The organism is Microbacterium sp. W4I20 (assembly GCF_030816505.1).
Classification (GTDB): Bacteria; Actinomycetota; Actinomycetes; order Actinomycetales; family Microbacteriaceae; genus Microbacterium.
In genome coordinates, this window is the sequence record NZ_JAUSYB010000001.1 from 909,212 (window position 1) to 926,272 (window position 17,061).

Sequence of the window (17,061 nt, forward strand, 5' to 3'; positions counted from 1 at the left end):
ATCGCCAGGCATACTTTGCCATGTTACCGGGCTGTGACCTGCGCGTCGCCTGCATGGGCACCTCGCGCGTCGTGACGAGGAGATACCGAGTATGCATATACTGGGTATTGCATTCCAATCCATCCCGGGAGATCACCATGTCGGTACGCCAGAGCCTGCTCGCCATCCTCGACCAGGGGCCCTGCTACGGCTACCAGCTCCGACACGAATTCGACCGCCGCACCGGATCGACCTGGCCACTCAACGTGGGACAGATCTACAACACCCTGGAGCGGCTCGAACGCGACGGGCTCGTGCGACGCGGAGAGGTGGACGAGCAAGGGCACGTCTACTGGGAGATCACCCCCGCCGGCTCCGCCGATGTCGCGGAGTGGCTCTCCTCCCCCGTCGTGCGGACGCAGGCGACCAGAGATGAGCTCGCCATCAAGCTCGCCGTCGCCGCGACGCTTCCCGGCGTCGACGTGGCGGCCGTGATCCAGGCGCAGCGCACCGCATCCCTGCGGCAGCTGCAGGCACTCCAGCGCGCCAAGTACGCGGGCGGCGACGCGGACGGCCCGGAAGAGCTCGCGTGGGCGCTGGTGGTCGACTCGATGATCTTCGCGGCGGAGGCCGAGGTACGGTGGCTCGATCACACCGAGCAGCGGCTGGCGCTGCATCCCGAACATGCGATGGCATTGGAGCTCGCCACCGAGCGCCCCAAACGCGGCCGGCCCGCCAAGGTCGGCGCCCCGCTCGCGGATGCCGACCTCATCGACGGCGAGCCTTCGCTGTGACCGCCGAGACGGTCCTCCGCCTGGTCGGGGTCACCCAGCAGTATGGCCAAGGCGCGACTGCGGTCTCAGCGCTATCCGGGGTCGATCTGGAGGTGCGGCGAGGAGAGCTCGTCGCCGTGATGGGCGCGTCCGGCTCCGGCAAGTCGACACTGCTCGCGATCGCGGGCGGCCTCGCCAGGCCCACGACCGGGGAGGTCGTGATCGAGGACTCCTACCTCAGCGAGCAGACTCCGGCGGATCTCGCCCGGCTGCGACGACGCTCCGTGGGGTTCGTCTTCCAGGACTTCAACCTGATCCCGACGCTGACCGCCCTCGAGAACGTCACGCTTCCGCTGGAACTCGACGGATTCCGCGGCAGGGTCGCCCGGCGGGCGGGAAAGGACGCGCTGCAGTCCGTCGGTCTCGCCGAGAAGTTCGACTCCTACCCCGACGACCTGTCCGGCGGCCAACAGCAGCGCGTTGCGATCGCGCGTGCCGTGGTGGGCGGCCGGCGCCTCATCCTCGCCGATGAGCCCACCGGCGCCCTCGACTCCGTCACGGGAGAGCTCGTGCTCCGGATGCTGCGCGGACGGGTGGATGCCGGTGCGGCCGGCATCCTCGTCACCCACGAAGCGCGGCATGCCGCCTTCGCCGACCGCATCGTCTTCCTGAGGGACGGGCGCATCGTCGACGAGACCCGCCGGGACGACGCCGACACCCTGCTGGCGGGAGGCAGCCGATGACCACGACGCTCGAGACGCCGACTGTAGTGGACCCGGAGCATTCCGCTGCCCGTGAACCTCGTCCCGGGATGCGGTCCCGATGGCGTATCGCGTTCCGCCTGGCGCGACGTCAGCTGCAGCGCACGGCGCTCACGAGCACGCTCATCGGGGTCCTGATCATGCTGCCGATCGCCGCGCTGACGGCGTACGCGGTCGTCGGCGCCAGCACGATCAGCACTCCACAGGAGCGGGTGACGGCGGAACTGGGCGAGATGGACGCGTGGATCGCCGTCGGTGGTCTCCCGGGGAACGGCTTCTGGCAGTCGCCGACCGATCCGACGTGGACCGGGTATCCGGCCGACGCCTCCGGGTCGCCGGAGGGGACCCCCGTCGCGGATCCGACCGCACTCCTGTCGCCCGGTGCCCGCACGATCCGTGTAGTGGAGTCGGACGTGCGGGTGGAGACGCCCGGAGGGGTCACGGCGCTGCCGGCGTGGAGCGGCGAGGTCTGGGATCCTGCGTTCGACGGCCGCTACGAGGTGCAGGAAGGTCGGGCTCCGGCGAACAGCCGCGAAGTCATGATCAGCCCGGCGGGCCTGAACCGTCTCGACGTCGCGATCGGTGACGAGGTGGTCCTCAGCGACACGGACACCGCTTACACGGTCGTCGGGACTCTGACCGACGCCTCCCTGCCGGGCAACGTCGCGGCGCTCTTCCTTCCCGCCGACGCCGACATCGCCGGTGATGTTCGCTGGTACGTCTCCGGCGGGACCCTGAACTGGGCCGATGTACAGCAACTCAACGAGCAGGGCGTCGTCGCGTTCTCTCGCGACGTGATCCTGGATCCTCCCTCGGCCGGAGACCCGCTGCGGGGTTTCTTCCAACGCGGCCTGAGTGAGATATGGACCGTGATCATGGTGGTCGTGGCCGCCGGGCTGTTCGCCGCATACGTCGTGGTGATGCTCGCGGGGGCGGCCTTCGCCGTCGCTGCCCGTCGCCAGCAGCGCTCCCTCGCGATCGCGGCGAGTGTCGGCGCCACGGGGGCGGATCTGCGGCGGATCGTGCTGTTGCAGGGAACAGCTCTCGGGGTCGCGGGCGGCCTCGCCGGAGCAGGACTCGGAATCGGTGCGGCCGCGCTCATCACGACCCTGTTCTCCGACGGCTCCAGCACCCGATTCTGGGGTTTCCACGTGCCCTGGCTCATCCTCGCGGGGATCCTGCTTTTCTCGGTCCTGGTGGGCACGGCATCTGCGGCCATACCCGCACGCACCGTGGCGCGCACCGACACGCTGAGCGCTCTCCGCGGCGCGCGCCGTCCCCAGCATCCCCGCGCATCTCGACCGATCTGGGGATCGATCCTGCTGCTCGTCGGGGTCGCTCTCACGATCGGCTGCGCTTTCGCCGTGCTGGCCGTCAACGTGGCGGACTTCCCCGCGGAGTCCCCGCTGCGCGTGCTCCCGCCGTTCGGGATCGTCTTCGGTCCGATCCTCGTCCAGCTCGGAATCCTGCTGTCCGGCCGCTGGCTGCTGTGGATCACCTCGAAGGCCCTCTCGCGGCTCGGCATCGCCGCGCGGATCGCCTCGCGCGATGCGGCGGCGAACTCTTCGCGCACTGTGCCGGCGTTCGCCGCGATCGCCGCGACCGTCTTCATCGCGGTCTTCGCGATCGGGCAGACGTCGATGCAGAACGCATCGACCGCACGGGACTGGTTCTATCAAGCGCCGGTCGGCAGTCTCGCCGTCAGCGTCTACCAGGCCGGGTCGAGCGCTCTGGACGACACGGACGCGGCGGAGGGCGCGGAAGCCGGGGTCGCGCTCGCGGACGCGATCGGCGCCTCGGATACCGCCGTGATCGCGCAGCAACCCGAGTTCCGGTCATACCCCTCGTCCGGCGAGGTCCCCGAGGACGCGACGAAGGTCATCGCCGTGCTGCCGGAGCGGCACCTCCTCGACCCCGACGTCAACCCGTCGTTCACCGGACAAGACCCGTCGAACCCCGTTGCGGTCGTCGACGCCGACGATGTGCCCACCGCGCTCGGCGTCACGTTGACCCCAGCGCAACGAGACGCCTATCGCGAGGGAGCGGTCCTCGTCACCGATCCGCGGTACGTCACGGACGGCACCGTCGAACTCGGCGCGTGGACCGGCCGAGACGCGTACGACGGGACCATGCCCGACAACATCTGGAGGCCCTGGAACGACGGCCCGGAACGCACGGAGCCGCTCTGGGAGAAGAGGATCGACGCGATCTCGCTCGATGTTCCGCACCAACCGGTCGCCGTGGCGATCGCACCGGAGGCGGCGGCAGCACTCGGCATCCGTTCCCGCCCCTCCCTCGTGATCGCCTCCTTCGATGCCCCTCTGTCCCTCGCAGCCCGTGACGGAGCCCAGCAGCAGGCCGAGTCGCTCAGCAACGAGGACTGGGCCGTCGCCCCATACTTCGAGAGCGGCCCGCCCGACGACGCCTTCTGGATGATTCCGATCCTCACCGCAGTGGCCGTCCTCGTCCTCGGTGCGAGCGGTGTCGCGCTGAGCCTGGCGCGATTCGAACGACGCCCGGACGACGCCACCCTCTCCGCTGTCGGCGGCACGAAAGCGCTCCGCCGCCGCATCGGGTTCTGGCAGGGGCTGATCATCACCGGCTTCGGCACACTCGCGGGCGCGGTGGCCGGCGTTCTGCCGCCGATCGGATTCGCGATCCAGTCCCAGGACCGACTGTCCGTCGCGGACATCCCGTGGCCGGTGCTCGGTCTCCTGGCGGTCGCCCTTCCGCTCGCCATCGCGACCGTCAGCTGGGTGGTCCCGCCGAGGACAGCAGAGCTCACGCGACGCACCGCCATCGCCTGACGTGCTCTGAGCGAAAATCGTTCGCCCGGAGCGGATGCTCAGCCACCCTGAGCGCCGGGGAAACTAGGATCGGGTCATGGCTGGAATTTGGGGCAGACGCAAACGCGAACAGGAAGAACTCGCCGCACAGGACGCCGAGCTCGCACGGCGCGCGGAGCAGGCCCTGGTCAGCGCGGATGAGCGGATCCGGACCACCTCCGACGAGCTCTCGTTCGCTGAGGCCGAGCTCGGCGGATCGCTGACCTCCGATCTGCGCAAAGCCCTCGTCGCCGTCCGCACGCATCTGCGCGAGGCGTTCCAGCTGCACCAGCTGAACCACGACGAGATCCCCGACACGGCGGAAGAGCTGCGCACCCGGAACGCGCGCATTCTTCAGCTCTGTGACTGGGCACAGGACCTGCTGGATGAGAAGACCTCGGTGCTCGCCGAATCGATCGCCAAGGTCCGCCGCGCCCCCGAGGTCATCGCGAAGGTGCGAGCAGACGCCGAGGCTCTCAGCGCGCGCATCCCGCAGACGAACGAATCCGTCGCCCGCCTGTCGGCGCGGTACGCCGACTCGGCGATGCACCAGATCACGGCGAGCGCGGCGGAGGCGGAACAGCTCATCGCGTTCGCCACGCACAGCGCAGCCATCTCGGAGCGCCGCCGTGAAGCGAAGCAGAATGAAGAGGCGAACCTCGCATTGGAGACGGCGACCGAGGCGACGCGTCGCGCCTCCGCGCTGCTCGATGCCGTGGAGGACTTCGAGATCGAGGCACTGCGCGCCGAGTCCACTCTGGCCGAAGTCGTGGCCGATTCTCGCGGCGACCTGATCGCTGCCCGCACAGCTCCTCAGGTGCCCGCGGTGGCCGAGGCGGTCTCCGCCCTTCAAGCTGCCCTGAGCGCGTTGACTCCCGCGGGAACACCCAACGATCCCTTCGCCGAGCTGTCGCAGTTGCGCACCGCCAACTCTGCGCTCGACGAGGCGATCGCCAAGGCACAGCACCGTGCCCAGAATCCGCTTCCCAGCATCGCCCAGGTGCAGCACACGATCGACGACGCCGATCGTCAGCTCGGCGTGGCACGCGGACTCATCGCCGGCCACCGCGGCTGGATCGGCGCAGACGCGCGCACCCGCCTCGCCGAGGCCGAGCGACTGCGGGTGGACCTGTCGGATCTGCTCCCGGCGGAAGACACCCGCGAGGCCGCGCTCGTGGCCGCCCGGCGCGTCGCTCATCTCGCATCCGAGGCGCTGCAGCTCGCTCAGCGTGACATCGACTCCTCGCGGCCACAGGACCAGGGCTGGGGTGGCGGAGGCGGCGGAGGCTGGGGCGGTGGGTCGCGCGGCGGAGGCGGCGGCGACATCGCCTCCGGCATCCTCGGTGGACTCGTCATCGGCAGCCTTCTCGACGGCATCTTCGACTGACAGCACACGACAACGGCCCGCCCCTCTCGGGGCGGGCCGTTCTCATGTCAGCTGAGATGTCGGCTCAGGAGGCGAGGGCCTCCGCGGGCGGGGCCTGGGTGCTGAGCGCGATCACACCGTAGTCCCAGCCCTTGCGTCGATACACGACGCTGGGGTGGTCGGTGCGGACGTCGACGAACAGGAAGAAGTCGTGACCGACCAATTCCATCCGGTCGACGGCCTCCTCGACCGTCATCCACTCGGCGTCGAAGCTCTTCGTGCGGATCACGACGGGCGAATACGCCTCGTCCTCCACGTTCTGCACAGGCACGCTGCCCGTGGCGACGGCACGCAGGAGCTCGACCGAGGCCGGCTCCACGTCGATGCCTTCGAGGGATCCGCTCTCCTTCTCGAAGTGGGGCCCGCGAGGATGCTGTCGTCCGTCGACGCGCTTCTCCTTCGCGCGGCGCAACTGTTCGGACATCTTGTCGACCGCGAGGTCGAGAGCGACGAACTTGTCCCCGTCGGTCGCTTCTGCGCGAACCACCGGGCCCTTTCCGATGAGCGTGAGCTCGACGGTCTCCTCAGGAACACGGCCGTTGCGGAACACCCGGTGGGTGACCTTCACGTCCAACCGCTGCGCTCGCGCGGCGAACGTCTCGACCTTGGCGATCTTCTCCTCGACAACGGTTCGGAAGCGATCAGTGATACCCACTCCGACGCCAACGATGCTTGTTTCCATTGCTGCCTCCTTGTCCCGGTCCTCCCGGCCAAGGGCGGACCGTGGTCGCCTTGTGACCCCCCACGCTAGTCCGCATGATCGTGGAAGTCACGGGCGGGTTTCATCGTGTCGTCGATGAGTTTCCGATGAGTCCCCTCCGAATCCCGCATGTCTCGGCGTGGCGGCGAGCGCAACCGCTGCCACGACGTGGAATCCTGCGGCGCTCAGGGCGCGCGCCGCCTCATCGAACGTCGCTCCGGTGGTGACGACGTCGTCGACCAGGACGGCCTCGGCCCCGCCGCCGCTCTGCCGTGCGCCCATGCTGTCGCGGACGTTCAGGGCTCGCTCGCCGACCCCGAGACCACGCTGGTCCGCGGTTCGCGCGCGGAGGGCGAGCACGCGCTGCGGTGGGGAACCGGCTCGGCGGACGAGCATCTCGGGCACCCGATATCCGCGCGCACGGAACGCCCGCCCGGAGGTGGGAACCGGAACCACCCAGGTGGAAGACGACACGACAGGTGCCAGGACGGCGGCCAGAGCTGCCCCCAGCGGTCGGGCGAGAAGCGTTTCGCCCTCGCCCTTGAATCGGCGGATGCAACGGGCGGGAACTCCGTCGAAGCTCAGGGCCGCGCGCACACGCAACCCCTGGGGCGTCTCGACCTCTCGTGGGGTCGGCGCGAGTTCACGCGCGCAGGAAGGGCAGAGCAGAATCCCGGGTTCGTCGCACCCGGCGCAGGACGCAGCGAGGAGGAACGCGGCGACGTCGCCGCCCACCGCGCGCCAATCGACTGAGATCACGCGACCATGCTGCCTCGCCCCGGCACCGGGCAGCGCGTACGATCGCCGCATCCGGGATAATCTCCATCCCCCGCTCGATCGTGCAGGGCGGGTCGGGTCATTCCCCGGCGCGGGTCGCCAGCAGCGTCACCCCGGTGGCGACCTCGCGCCAGGCCGAGCCCGCGTGTGCGAACAACTGGCCTCCCGAACCGAGCACTCGCGCTCCGGCCGGGGCACGTGCACCCGCGAACGAAACGGCCTCCCCGGGCGCGGCCTCGACGAGTCCCGGACCGCTGACGATCTGCGTCACGATCCGCGGGTTCATCGGATCGACCAGCACTCCCAGGCGATCCGGACCGAGCCAGGACAGCCCTGTCGCCGCGCCGTCCAGCAGTCGCAGCTGCTTGATCTCGTCGAGAGCGGTGGGAACCCCGTCGGAGTCGCGGACGACCGCCGCGACGACCAGCCACCGCTGACCGCCGACCATGATCACCGCTGCGATCCTTGCGCCGTCCGCCGCGACACGCAGGTCCGATATCGACGACGCGCTGGGCCATGCGTTCTTCACCGGAAGCGGAGCGACGTCGTCTCCCCACACTCGCAGCGCTGTCGGGTCCGTCCCCGGCACGGTCCAGACGTAGCCGTAGCGATCAAGCGACGGTGCGATGAGTCCCGGCCCTGCGGCCAGCTCGTCGCGACCGGTCTCGCGAAGCAGGAACGCCCGCCCGTCAGCGAGCTGCACGGCGGCGCGCGAGTCATCGGCGGCCACCTCGATGGCGGCGAGCGGCTCGGCGATCTCCGCGATCTGGTCGCTGATCCCCGAGATCGGTGAGATCTCGCCGCCGACGATGCGCCCGAACGCGCCATCCTTCACGACGAGGGTCCCCGCCTCCGCGGCAGGTTCCGCAACATCCACCACACCCGCATCGAGGGCGCGATCGTCGACCGTGAAGCGCACCTCCGAGACCGAGACTCCGGCCGCCTTGAGCGTCGCCTGCAGCTGCGTACGCATCCGCGAGAGCGTCCGGCCATCGAGCCCGGAGGCCGACCGGGTGAGCGCGACCTCCGCGACCTGCGCGGACGTGATGGGCACGGCCTCCTGGGCCAGCTGCACATCGGCGGGGAACGCATTCTGCACCGCCGGATCGAGCCAGGCGCTGGGCGCCCCGGAGATGAGGGCCTTGGTGACTGTGGTCGCGGGGCTCAGGCGACGCGGGAACCACCGCATGTCCGGCACCAGCCGCGACCAGCTCGCGTCGAAGTACTGCAGCGGATACCCGTCGAAGACCTTGGTGAATCGCGGATCGTCGATGACGATCCCGTCCGGCGCCTCGGTGATGCGCCATTCGCCGTCCTCCTGGCGCTCCAGCGCGAAGCGCACGGGAGAGGCACCGACGGCCTCCGAATACTCACCGAACTCGTCGACGCTCGCCACGAGGTCGAGCAGGACCTGCACTTCGGCGGAGTTCACGTCCTCGACCTCGTCATCCGGAACAGAAGCGGTGATCGTCCGCGAGTCGGTCGCGACATCGATGGACACCCCTGCCGACGGACGCCAGGTCTGCTGCAGCGGCTCCGCGAGGAACTTCCGCGCCGTCTCCCAGTTGTCGGCGGTCGTGATGCCGGCCTCGAGGAACCCTTCGACGATCTTCTGTGGCCCTGCCCCCGAGATCGGCCCCGAAGCCACGGGGAGGATGTCGACATCCTGCGGGGATTCCCCGAGCGGCAAGCCTGCCGCCACATCGCCGGCCATCGGCAGCCCGGCGCAGGCCGGGAGCAGGAGGGCTGCGACGACCAGCGCGACACCGCGCAGCATCCGGCTCGTTCTCGATCGCCTCATCGCTCCCCCGGTCCGTCGAACAGGCGGTCGGCCAGCTCCGTCAGGGAGAGCGGCTGCGTCGCGTCGCCCAGCTCCGCGAGCGGTTCCTGCGGCTCGACCGGGATCGGACTCGGGCCTTCCAGCGCACCGCCGTGCCGAGGAACCGTGAGCACGAAGTTCGTTCCGACACCGAGCTCCGACCAGACCGCCAGCGTCCCGCCGTGCAGGGTGGCGTCGCCGAGAGCGATCGAGAGTCCGAGTCCGGTTCCACCGATCGTGCGCTGTCGGGACGGGTCCGCCCGCCAGAAGCGGTCGAACACGCGCTCGGCATCCGCCGGCTGCATCCCGAGTCCGAAGTCCCGGACCCCGGCGGCGACGGCATGCTGGTTGCTGTCCACGGTGACCACGATCGGTCGCCCCTCGCCGTGCTCGATCGCGTTGCCGATCAGGTTGCGCAGCACGCGCCGGACGCGCCGGGGATCCATGTCCACGGGAGAGTATCCCCCCGGCGCCACGAGCCGCAGCTCGGAGCCGTGCCCTTCGGCCAGCGGATGCATCTGCTCGATGATGTCCTCGGCGATATGCGCCAGGCTCGTCGCCTCCAGCTCCAGCTGCACCGAACCGGCGTCGTAGCGGCTGATCTCGAGCAGGTCGGACAACAGCGTCTCGAATCGCTGCACCTGCGCGTGCAGGAGCTCGGCGGTACGGGCGGTGGTCGGATCGAACTCCTCGCGCTGATCGTTGAGCATGTCGGCGGCAAGGCGGATCGTCGTCAGAGGCGTCCGGAGCTCGTGGGAGACATCCGACACGAAACGCTGCTGGACCAGCGACAGCTCGCCGAGCTCCTTGATCTGCGCTTCGATGCTGTCGGCCATGGCGTTGAACGAACGTCCGAGTGTCGCCAGCTCATCCTCGCCGTGCACCTCGAGACGGACGCCCAGGTCTCCGGCCGCGAGCCTCGCGCTCGTCTCGGCCGCCTGCACGATCGGGGTGGACACCGCTCGCAGCACGATCCAGGAGATCGCAGCGACGATCGTCAGGAGCCCGATACCGGCGATCCACAGGGTGCGCTGCACGAACACCAGCGTCTGGTCGGCATCGCCCAGGTCATAGGCGAAGTAGATCTCGAACGGTCCCGCCTCCGGTACGAGGAGCTGCTGGCCGACGACGATGCCGGGGACCTCGCCGCCATCCGCCACCGGCAGCGCGACCGACTGCCAGGCCTGACGGTCGTCGAGCTCTTTGACCCGGGCCCGGATCTCCGGGCTCAACAGATTCTCCGTCAGCCTCGCCTCGAAGCCGTTGAGCTGAACCCCGTTCGATTCGGTGTCGATCTTGAATCCGGCGAGCTGATCGGTGCTCGAGGTGCGGGCGAGGTCCTGTTGGATGCTGTTCCACAGTTCGGTGAGAGCGGCCGGATCGTCACCGACCTCTGCGACATCGAGCACGGTCTGCGCCTGATCGACCGCACGCCGGGCGTCTTCGAGTGCCACGTTCTTGCGCGAGACGAACAGATCGTTCTGGATGACGAGGGCCATCGTCACGCAGGTGACGAAGATCGCCAGGGAAGTCGCGGCAAGGGTGATCGTCAGAGTGCGGAAGCGGAGCGAGCGGCGCCACAAGGCACCGAGGACCGTCGGCCAGCCGCGCCAGTCGCGCAGGACAGCGACCGCCGTGGTGGTCGCTCCCGTCGCGGCCATCGTGCGCCTAGCCGACGCTGCCGGCGCGGTAGCCCACGCCGCGCACGGTCATCACGATCTTGGGATTGTCCGGGTCGAGTTCGACCTTGGCGCGGAGCCGCTGCACGTGCACATTCACCAGCCGCGTGTCCGCCTTGTAGTGGTAGCCCCAGACCTGCTCGAGCAGCATCTCGCGGGAGAAGACCTGCTGGGGCTTCGAGGCGAGTGCGACGAGCAGTTGGAACTCCAGCGGCGTGAGCGCGATCGGCGTCGTGCCCCGGCGCACCTCGTGCGCGTCGACATCGACCGTGAGGTCTCCGACCTTGAGCTGCTCACTGGTGGTCTGCGGTGCGGGACGCAGCCGCGTGCGGATGCGCGCGACCAGCTCCTTCGGATTGAACGGCTTCACCATGTAGTCGTCGGCACCGACTTCGAGGCCGCGGACGACATCGGCCGTGTCGCTGCGCGCGGTCAGCATGAGGATGGGGACGCCGGACTCCGCCCGGATCCGCGTGCAGATCTCGATGCCGTCCATACCGGGGAGCATCAGATCGAGCAGCACGAGATCGGGTCGCTGCGTTCGCCACTCATCGACCGCACGCGCACCATCGGCGCAGAAAACCGGCTCGAAGCCCTCCGTGCGCAGCACGATGCCGATCATCTCGGCGAGCGCGGTGTCGTCGTCGACCACAAGAATGCGTGAGGTCATAACAGTTACCTTATGGCACCGAGTCCCGCGGTCCCCAGGTCCGCGCACCACCCATCCGGATATGACACGATGGGAGCGCGCGACGGAGGGAGTGCCAGTGAGTGGTCAGACGTGGACGCCTGCCCCGAAGAAGGGGATCATCCCGCTTCACCCACTGACGTTCGGAATGCTGCTCGGAAAGGCCTTCGCGGCGCTCCGGCACAATCCGAAGGTGCTGTTCGGGTTCGCGGTCGTCATCCAGCTGGTCGTCGTCATCGCGACGGCCGGGGTGATGGGTGTCGTGCTGTTCACCACCTTCTCCAGGCTGGAGACGGTCTCCCCTGCCTCCCCCGACTTCGAGGCGGTACTCGCCGGCACGATTGCGATCAACATCATCGCGGGTCTGGTCGTCGGCCTCACGTCCATCGCTTTCACGGCCATGATGCAGGGTGTCGTCGCCGCCGAGGTGGGCTTCGCGTCGATCGGAGTGAAGGCCACCCTCGGCATGCTGTGGCGCAAGATGGCGCCGTCCTTCTGGCGGCTCGCCGGGTTCGCCTCGCTCTCGGTGGTGGCGGTGTTCGGTCTCATCGTGATCGTGGCGGTGATCATCGGCGCCTTCGTCGCCGGCGGGCTGGGCGGCAGCGTCGAACTGATCGGGGTCGTCGTCCTGGTCGTGATCCTCATCGCCCTGGCCTGTGTCCCGCTCGCCGTGTGGCTCACGACGAAGCTGCTGCTGGTGCCCTCGATCCTGGTCCTCGAACGCGCGCGGTTCCGCGACGCCTTCGTCCGTTCCTGGAGGCTCACCCGCGGGCGCTTCTGGGTGGCATTCGGAGTGACCTTCCTGATCAGCGCCATCATGGGCCTGGCTATGCAGGTGGTGAGCTTCCCGGTCGCCATGCTCGGCGGGCTCCTCGGCTCGGTGGTCGCCCCCACGGGCGGAGATCCGGGCGCGATCATCGGCTACGTGGCCACTCTCATCGCTCCGCAGATCCTTCTGCTCGTGCTGCAGGCCATCACCCTGGTCGTGCAGAGCACGGGATCGGCGCTCGTGTACCTCGACTGCCGGATGCGGTACGAAGGCCTCGATCAGACACTGGTCTCGCACGTGGAGCGCCGCGATCTCGGCTGGACCGAGGAGCAGCTCGGCGATCCGTTCGCCGTCGATCCCACGCGGGCGGTGACGAGCACACCGCCGCCGAAGCAGGTTCCCGAACATGTGATGATGACCCAGGGCTACGGGTACCCGGCGTACGACGGCCGGCAGTACCCGAACCCGCAGTATCAAAACCCGCAGCCCGTGCCGCCGCAGTATCAGCAGTACCCGCCGCAGTACCAGCAGTACCAGCCGGAGTACCAGCAGTACCCACCGCAGCCCGCCGCCTTCCCACCCGCGGCACCGCCGCCTCCTGCTCTGCCGACCGCGGCGACCCCCGCCCCGCCCAGTGACAGTCCGTGGGCCACTCCGTCCGACGGAGGATGGGCGGCGCCCGGAAGCGGTGACGGCACGGCATGATCCGACCGTTCGACGACCTCTTCGTTCCCGACGGCGACGAAGCGCGGCGGTGGGCCGAGGACGAGCTGTCCAACCCCCGGTATGCCGACGCGAAGCCGACGTGGTTCGATCTGATCGCCCGTGACATCGGGAGATTCCTCGCCGATCTGTTCACATCGGACAACGGGGCGAACGTCGGCCCGGCGGCGCTGATCGTCGTGTGCGTGATCATCGTCGCGGCGCTGATCACCGCCCTCATCGTCTGGGGCAGGCCGCGCAGCTCCCGGGCCGTGCGGCGCGCGCGCACCGACCTCCTCGGCGTGGACGACGATCGCGATGCGGCGCAGTTGCGGTCGGATGCCGAGCGAAGCGCGAGGGACGGCGACTGGGATGCCGCGACGGTGCTGCGGTACCGCGCCATCGCCCGGAGCCTCCTCGAGCGAGACCTCATCGATCCCGCGCCCGGTGCAACGGCGCAGGCGATCGCGCGGGAGGCCAGCGGGGTCTTCGCCGACGAGGCGGCGGCGATGCGCCGCGCTGCCGTGTCCTTCGACGACGTCCGCTACCTGCGGCATCCGGCGACCGAGGAGAGCTACCGCGACCTGTCGGCCACCGATGATCGCCTCCGCGCGCGACGTCCGGAGGCGGTGCCCGCATGACGATCGTCGATCAGACCACTCCTGCGCCTTCCACGGCCGAGGAGCGCCCCCGGCGGACGCGCACCATCGTCGGATGGGTGATCGTCGTCGCGCTCGTGCTCCTCGTGGCCTTCGTCGCGATCCGGGTGAGCGCGAGCTCCCCCGGTGCGCGCGGTACCCTCGATCCGGAGGGCCGCGATGACGCCGGAGCGCTCGCGCTCGCCGAGATCCTGCGCGAACAGGGCGTCGAGGTGTCGGTCTTCCGATCGCGTGCCGAGGCCCGAGCAGCGCTCGGCGACGACACGACCCTGGTGATGACCAACCCGTACACGTTGACCGATGCCGGACTCCGTGAGCTCATCGACCCGGCCGCCCGCGTCGTCTTCCTCTCCACCGGCACCCATCTGCTGAACACGATCGACATCGGCGACAACGCCCCCGGCAGCTCCGACGCGGTTTCCGCCGGATGCGATGTCGCGGAGTTCGCCGACGTGGGCACCATCCGGCCGGACAGGTCCTTCTCCCCCGCCGACGGAGTCGACGCGTGCTTCGGCGACGACGACGGCGCCGCCGTGCTCGTCGACGATCGCTCCGGCGACCACCGCGTCGTCGTCGAGGGCACGAGGCTCTTCAGCAACGCTTATCTGGCGGAGAACGGCAATGCGGCGCTGGCGCTCGCCCTCCTCGGCCAGACCGATCGGGTCGTCTGGTACGTGCCCTCCTTCGCCGACACCGACATCGAGGCCGAGTCCCCCGACACGCTCGGCAGCCTCACCCCGCCCTGGGTGACCCCGGTGATCCTGCTGCTCCTGGCTGCAGGCATCGCCACGGCCGTCTGGCGCGGGCAGCGCTTCGGCCCCCTCGTCGCAGAGACGCTGCCGGTCACCGTGCGCGCGTCCGAGACGATGCACGGACGTGCGCGTCTGACCGCCCAGGCCGGTGATGCGCCGCACGCCGGTCAGGCGCTCCGCGACGGCGCGCAGCGGCGCCTCGCCCGCCGGCTGGGACTCGCAGTGCACGCCGGCGCGGACGAGGTCGCCGACGCGGCATCCGATCGCCTCCGCATCCCCCGCGGCACCCTGCAGTCCTTGCTCGCAGGACCTCTTCCCGCCGATGATGCCGCTCTCGTCGACCTCGCGCGCCGCCTCGACGAGCTCGAGAACGCCGTCGAGGCGAGCACGGGCACCGCGAAGGGCGAGCGATGAACCGCATCCGAACCGCCGAAAACCCATCTCCACGGAAGCCGAGGGCATCACGTGACCGTTGACAACCATCCCGCCGACGACGCCGCACTGCGGCAGGCCATGCACCGCGTGCGCACCGAGGTCGACAAGGCCGTCGTCGGCCAGGCCGGCACCGTGACCGGACTGCTGGTCTCGCTGCTCGCCCGGGGCCACGTGCTCCTGGAGGGCGTGCCCGGAGTCGCGAAGACCCTGGTCGTGCGCTCCTTCGCCCGGGCGCTCGGGCTCGACACGAAGCGCGTGCAGTTCACCCCCGACCTGATGCCGGGCGATGTCACCGGATCGCTGGTGTACGACGCCCGCACCGGGGAGTTCGACTTCCGTGCCGGACCGGTGTTCACCCACATCCTCCTGGCCGACGAGATCAACCGCACGCCGCCCAAGACGCAGGCGGCCCTGCTCGAGGCGATGGAGGAGCGTCAGGTCTCCGCCGACGGCGTCAGCCGGACGCTGCCGGACCCGTTCCTCGTCGCGGCAACCCAGAACCCGATCGAACACGAAGGAACGTACTCGCTCCCCGAGGCACAGCTGGACCGCTTCCTGATGAAGCTCGTCGTCGGCATGCCGGAGCGGGATGCCGAGGTCGCGGTGCTCCGCCGCCACGCCGAGGGCTTCTCCCCTCGTGAGCTCACCGGCATCGAGGCCGTCGTCTCGGCGGAGGAGATCCGTGCGGCGCAGGAGGCCGCAGGACGAGTCGAGGTCACCGACGACGTGCTCGGCTACGTGGTCGACCTCGCCAGGGCGACGCGCCAGTCCCCCTCCGTCGAGCTCGGAGCCAGCCCGCGCGCGTCGACGGGCCTGCTCGCCGCGGCGAAGGCATGGGCCTGGCTGAACGCTTCGTCCGCTGTGACGCCGGATCATGTCCAGACGATGCTGGTGCCGGTGTGGCGGCACCGTCTCCAGCTACGGCCCGACGCGCAGATGGAGGGGGTCTCGGCCGATGCCGTGCTCACCTCGGTCGTCCAGCAGACCAGGGTGCCGATCTAGGTGTTCGTCACCGGCCGGCTCGCCATCGCCCTCGCCGTGGGCGTGATCCCGCTCGTCCTCGCAGGACTGGCGGGGTACCCGGCGTACGCGGTGCTCGGCGGATGGATCGCCCTGTGCGCCCTGCTCGTCGGGATCGACGTCGTCGCGGCCGCGAGCCCGCGGGCGGTCACCGTGAGCCGCCGAGTCCCGGCGCGCACGCGGATCGGCGAGCCCGTCAAGGTGAGCGTCGCCCTGCACAACCACGGGACCCGGATGCTGCACGCGGTGATCCGTGACGCGTGGCAGCCGACGGCCGGTGCCGCACCGGAGCGTCAGCGGCTCAGCATCCCGCCCGGGGAACGCGGTCGCGTCGCGATCCCCCTGCTGCCGCGCCGCCGCGGTGAGCTGGTGAGCGAGTTCGTGGTGATCCGCTCACTCGGTCCGCTCGGTCTCGCCGGCCGGCAGGCGCGCCATCGGGTGCGGGGCGCGATCCGGGTGCTGCCGGCGTTCTCGTCACGGAAGCACCTTCCCTCACGACTCGCGCGGCTGCGCGAGCTCGACGGCAACACGAGCATCCAGGTGCGCGGTCAGGGCACCGAGTTCGATTCGCTGCGCGAATACGTCCGCGGCGATGACGTGCGGTCGATCGACTGGCGTGCGACCGCCCGCGCCGGAACCACGATGCTGCGCACCTGGCGGCCCGAGCGCGACCGCCACGTTGTGATCATCATCGACACCGGACGCACGGCGGCCGCGCGCGTGGGCGACGGCACGCGCGTCGACGCGGCACTCGAGGCCGCGCTGCTGCTGGCAGCCCTCGCGTCGCGGGCCGGCGACCACGTGCACCTGCTGATGTACGACCGGGTGGTGCGGGGCCGGGTGACCGGAGTCGACGGCACGGCCCTGCTCCCCGCGATGACCGACGCGATGGCGCCGGTGCACGCACGGCTCGTGGACACCGACTGGCATGGCGCGTTCAGCGCGGTGCGCACGCTCACGACCCGCCCCTCTCTCATCGTCGTGCTCACCGCGCAGGATGCGGCGGAGTCCGCTCGATCCTTCCTCGGCGCCTTTCCGAATGCTTCGCGCGCGACGACGGTCCTGGTCGGATCCGTCACCGACGACGACATCGCGGCGCTCGCCAGGCGGCGCGGATCGCGCGAGGAGATCTACCTGGCCGCCGCTGCCGAGCGCACCCTGAGGGACGCGGAGAACGTCGCCGACGCGATCCGCCGGGCGGGCGGAGAGGCGATCGCCGCGGACCCGGAGGAGCTGCCGCCGCGGATCGCGGACCGCTACCTGGAACTGAAGGCCGCCGGCCGGCTCTGACGCTGCG

The 17,061-nt window shown here is 69.9% G+C and carries 14 protein-coding genes; 9 read left to right on the forward strand and 5 right to left on the reverse strand.

The features are described 5' to 3' along the window. Positions 1-137: 137 nt before the first annotated feature. The 4 genes from QFZ21_RS04525 to QFZ21_RS04540 all read left to right on the forward strand — a co-directional run bounded on the left by QFZ21_RS04525 (position 138) and on the right by QFZ21_RS04540 (position 5,725). Positions 138-773 (forward strand): PadR family transcriptional regulator, encoded by a 636-nt coding sequence (locus QFZ21_RS04525; protein ID WP_307374846.1) that lies wholly within the window; start codon positions 138-140, stop codon positions 771-773. Next, on the forward strand, positions 770-1,495 hold the full coding sequence (locus tag QFZ21_RS04530; protein ID WP_307374849.1) for an ABC transporter ATP-binding protein: 726 nt from the start codon (positions 770-772) through the stop codon (positions 1,493-1,495). The genes QFZ21_RS04525 and QFZ21_RS04530 overlap by 4 nt, the downstream gene beginning before the upstream one ends. Continuing rightward, positions 1,492-4,320 (forward strand): FtsX-like permease family protein, encoded by a 2,829-nt coding sequence (locus QFZ21_RS04535; protein ID WP_307374851.1) that lies wholly within the window; start codon positions 1,492-1,494, stop codon positions 4,318-4,320. Before QFZ21_RS04530 ends, QFZ21_RS04535 begins: the two co-directional genes overlap by 4 nt. 76 nt (positions 4,321-4,396) lie before the next feature. Further along, positions 4,397-5,725 carry a hypothetical protein gene (locus QFZ21_RS04540; protein ID WP_307374854.1) on the forward strand — a complete coding sequence of 443 codons (1,329 nt, stop codon included), beginning with the start codon at positions 4,397-4,399 and terminating at the stop codon, positions 5,723-5,725. A 64-nt stretch (positions 5,726-5,789) separates the two neighbouring features. On the opposite strand, the gene hpf is transcribed toward QFZ21_RS04540, so the two are convergent. The 5 genes from hpf to mtrA all read right to left on the reverse strand — a co-directional run bounded on the left by hpf (position 5,790) and on the right by mtrA (position 11,409). Continuing rightward, positions 5,790-6,446: a ribosome hibernation-promoting factor, HPF/YfiA family gene (gene hpf / locus QFZ21_RS04545; RefSeq protein WP_307374856.1), complete on the reverse strand. Its 657-nt coding sequence runs from the start codon at positions 6,444-6,446 to the stop codon at positions 5,790-5,792. 87 nt (positions 6,447-6,533) lie between these two features. Next, positions 6,534-7,223 carry a ComF family protein gene (locus QFZ21_RS04550; RefSeq protein WP_307374857.1) on the reverse strand — a complete coding sequence of 230 codons (690 nt, stop codon included), beginning with the start codon at positions 7,221-7,223 and terminating at the stop codon, positions 6,534-6,536. A gap of 97 nt (positions 7,224-7,320) precedes the next feature. Next, positions 7,321-9,042 (reverse strand): LpqB family beta-propeller domain-containing protein, encoded by a 1,722-nt coding sequence (locus QFZ21_RS04555; protein WP_307374859.1) that lies wholly within the window; start codon positions 9,040-9,042, stop codon positions 7,321-7,323. Further along, on the reverse strand, positions 9,039-10,721 hold the full coding sequence (mtrB, locus tag QFZ21_RS04560; protein WP_307374861.1) for an MtrAB system histidine kinase MtrB: 1,683 nt from the start codon (positions 10,719-10,721) through the stop codon (positions 9,039-9,041). The genes QFZ21_RS04555 and mtrB overlap by 4 nt, the downstream gene beginning before the upstream one ends. Positions 10,722-10,728: 7 nt before the next feature. Continuing rightward, entirely contained in the window at positions 10,729-11,409 is a 681-nt protein-coding gene (gene mtrA / locus QFZ21_RS04565; protein WP_307374863.1) for an MtrAB system response regulator MtrA, read from the reverse strand. 97 nt (positions 11,410-11,506) lie between these two features. Here mtrA and QFZ21_RS04570 point away from each other — a divergent pair, with 97 nt between their 5' ends. The 5 genes from QFZ21_RS04570 to QFZ21_RS04590 all read left to right on the forward strand — a co-directional run bounded on the left by QFZ21_RS04570 (position 11,507) and on the right by QFZ21_RS04590 (position 17,054). Then, positions 11,507-12,901 (forward strand): hypothetical protein, encoded by a 1,395-nt coding sequence (locus tag QFZ21_RS04570; RefSeq protein ID WP_307374865.1) that lies wholly within the window; start codon positions 11,507-11,509, stop codon positions 12,899-12,901. Then, positions 12,898-13,539, forward strand: a complete 642-nt coding sequence (locus QFZ21_RS04575; RefSeq protein ID WP_307374867.1) for a DUF4129 domain-containing protein — start codon at positions 12,898-12,900, stop codon at positions 13,537-13,539. The genes QFZ21_RS04570 and QFZ21_RS04575 overlap by 4 nt, the downstream gene beginning before the upstream one ends. Further along, positions 13,536-14,723 carry a DUF4350 domain-containing protein gene (locus tag QFZ21_RS04580; protein WP_307374869.1) on the forward strand — a complete coding sequence of 396 codons (1,188 nt, stop codon included), beginning with the start codon at positions 13,536-13,538 and terminating at the stop codon, positions 14,721-14,723. The genes QFZ21_RS04575 and QFZ21_RS04580 overlap by 4 nt, the downstream gene beginning before the upstream one ends. Before the next feature lie 99 nt (positions 14,724-14,822). Continuing rightward, entirely contained in the window at positions 14,823-15,746 is a 924-nt protein-coding gene (locus QFZ21_RS04585) for a MoxR family ATPase (protein ID WP_307381206.1), read from the forward strand. Next, complete coding sequence (locus QFZ21_RS04590) at positions 15,747-17,054, forward strand: DUF58 domain-containing protein (protein ID WP_307374871.1); 1,308 nt, start codon at positions 15,747-15,749, stop codon at positions 17,052-17,054. Positions 17,055-17,061: the final 7 nt, after the last annotated feature.

Coding starts and splice junctions, on each gene's coding strand:
- QFZ21_RS04525 (WP_307374846.1), top strand. CDS start 138: ATGTCGGTACGCCAGAGCCTGCTCGCCATCCTCGACCAGGGGCCCTGC.
- QFZ21_RS04535 (WP_307374851.1), top strand. CDS start 1,492: ATGACCACGACGCTCGAGACGCCGACTGTAGTGGACCCGGAGCATTCC.
- QFZ21_RS04540 (WP_307374854.1), top strand. CDS start 4,397: ATGGCTGGAATTTGGGGCAGACGCAAACGCGAACAGGAAGAACTCGCC.
- hpf (WP_307374856.1), bottom strand. CDS start 6,446: ATGGAAACAAGCATCGTTGGCGTCGGAGTGGGTATCACTGATCGCTTC.
- QFZ21_RS04555 (WP_307374859.1), bottom strand. CDS start 9,042: ATGAGGCGATCGAGAACGAGCCGGATGCTGCGCGGTGTCGCGCTGGTC.
- mtrB (WP_307374861.1), bottom strand. CDS start 10,721: ATGGCCGCGACGGGAGCGACCACCACGGCGGTCGCTGTCCTGCGCGAC.
- mtrA (WP_307374863.1), bottom strand. CDS start 11,409: ATGACCTCACGCATTCTTGTGGTCGACGACGACACCGCGCTCGCCGAG.
- QFZ21_RS04575 (WP_307374867.1), top strand. CDS start 12,898: ATGATCCGACCGTTCGACGACCTCTTCGTTCCCGACGGCGACGAAGCG.
- QFZ21_RS04580 (WP_307374869.1), top strand. CDS start 13,536: ATGACGATCGTCGATCAGACCACTCCTGCGCCTTCCACGGCCGAGGAG.
- QFZ21_RS04585 (WP_307381206.1), top strand. CDS start 14,823: ATGCACCGCGTGCGCACCGAGGTCGACAAGGCCGTCGTCGGCCAGGCC.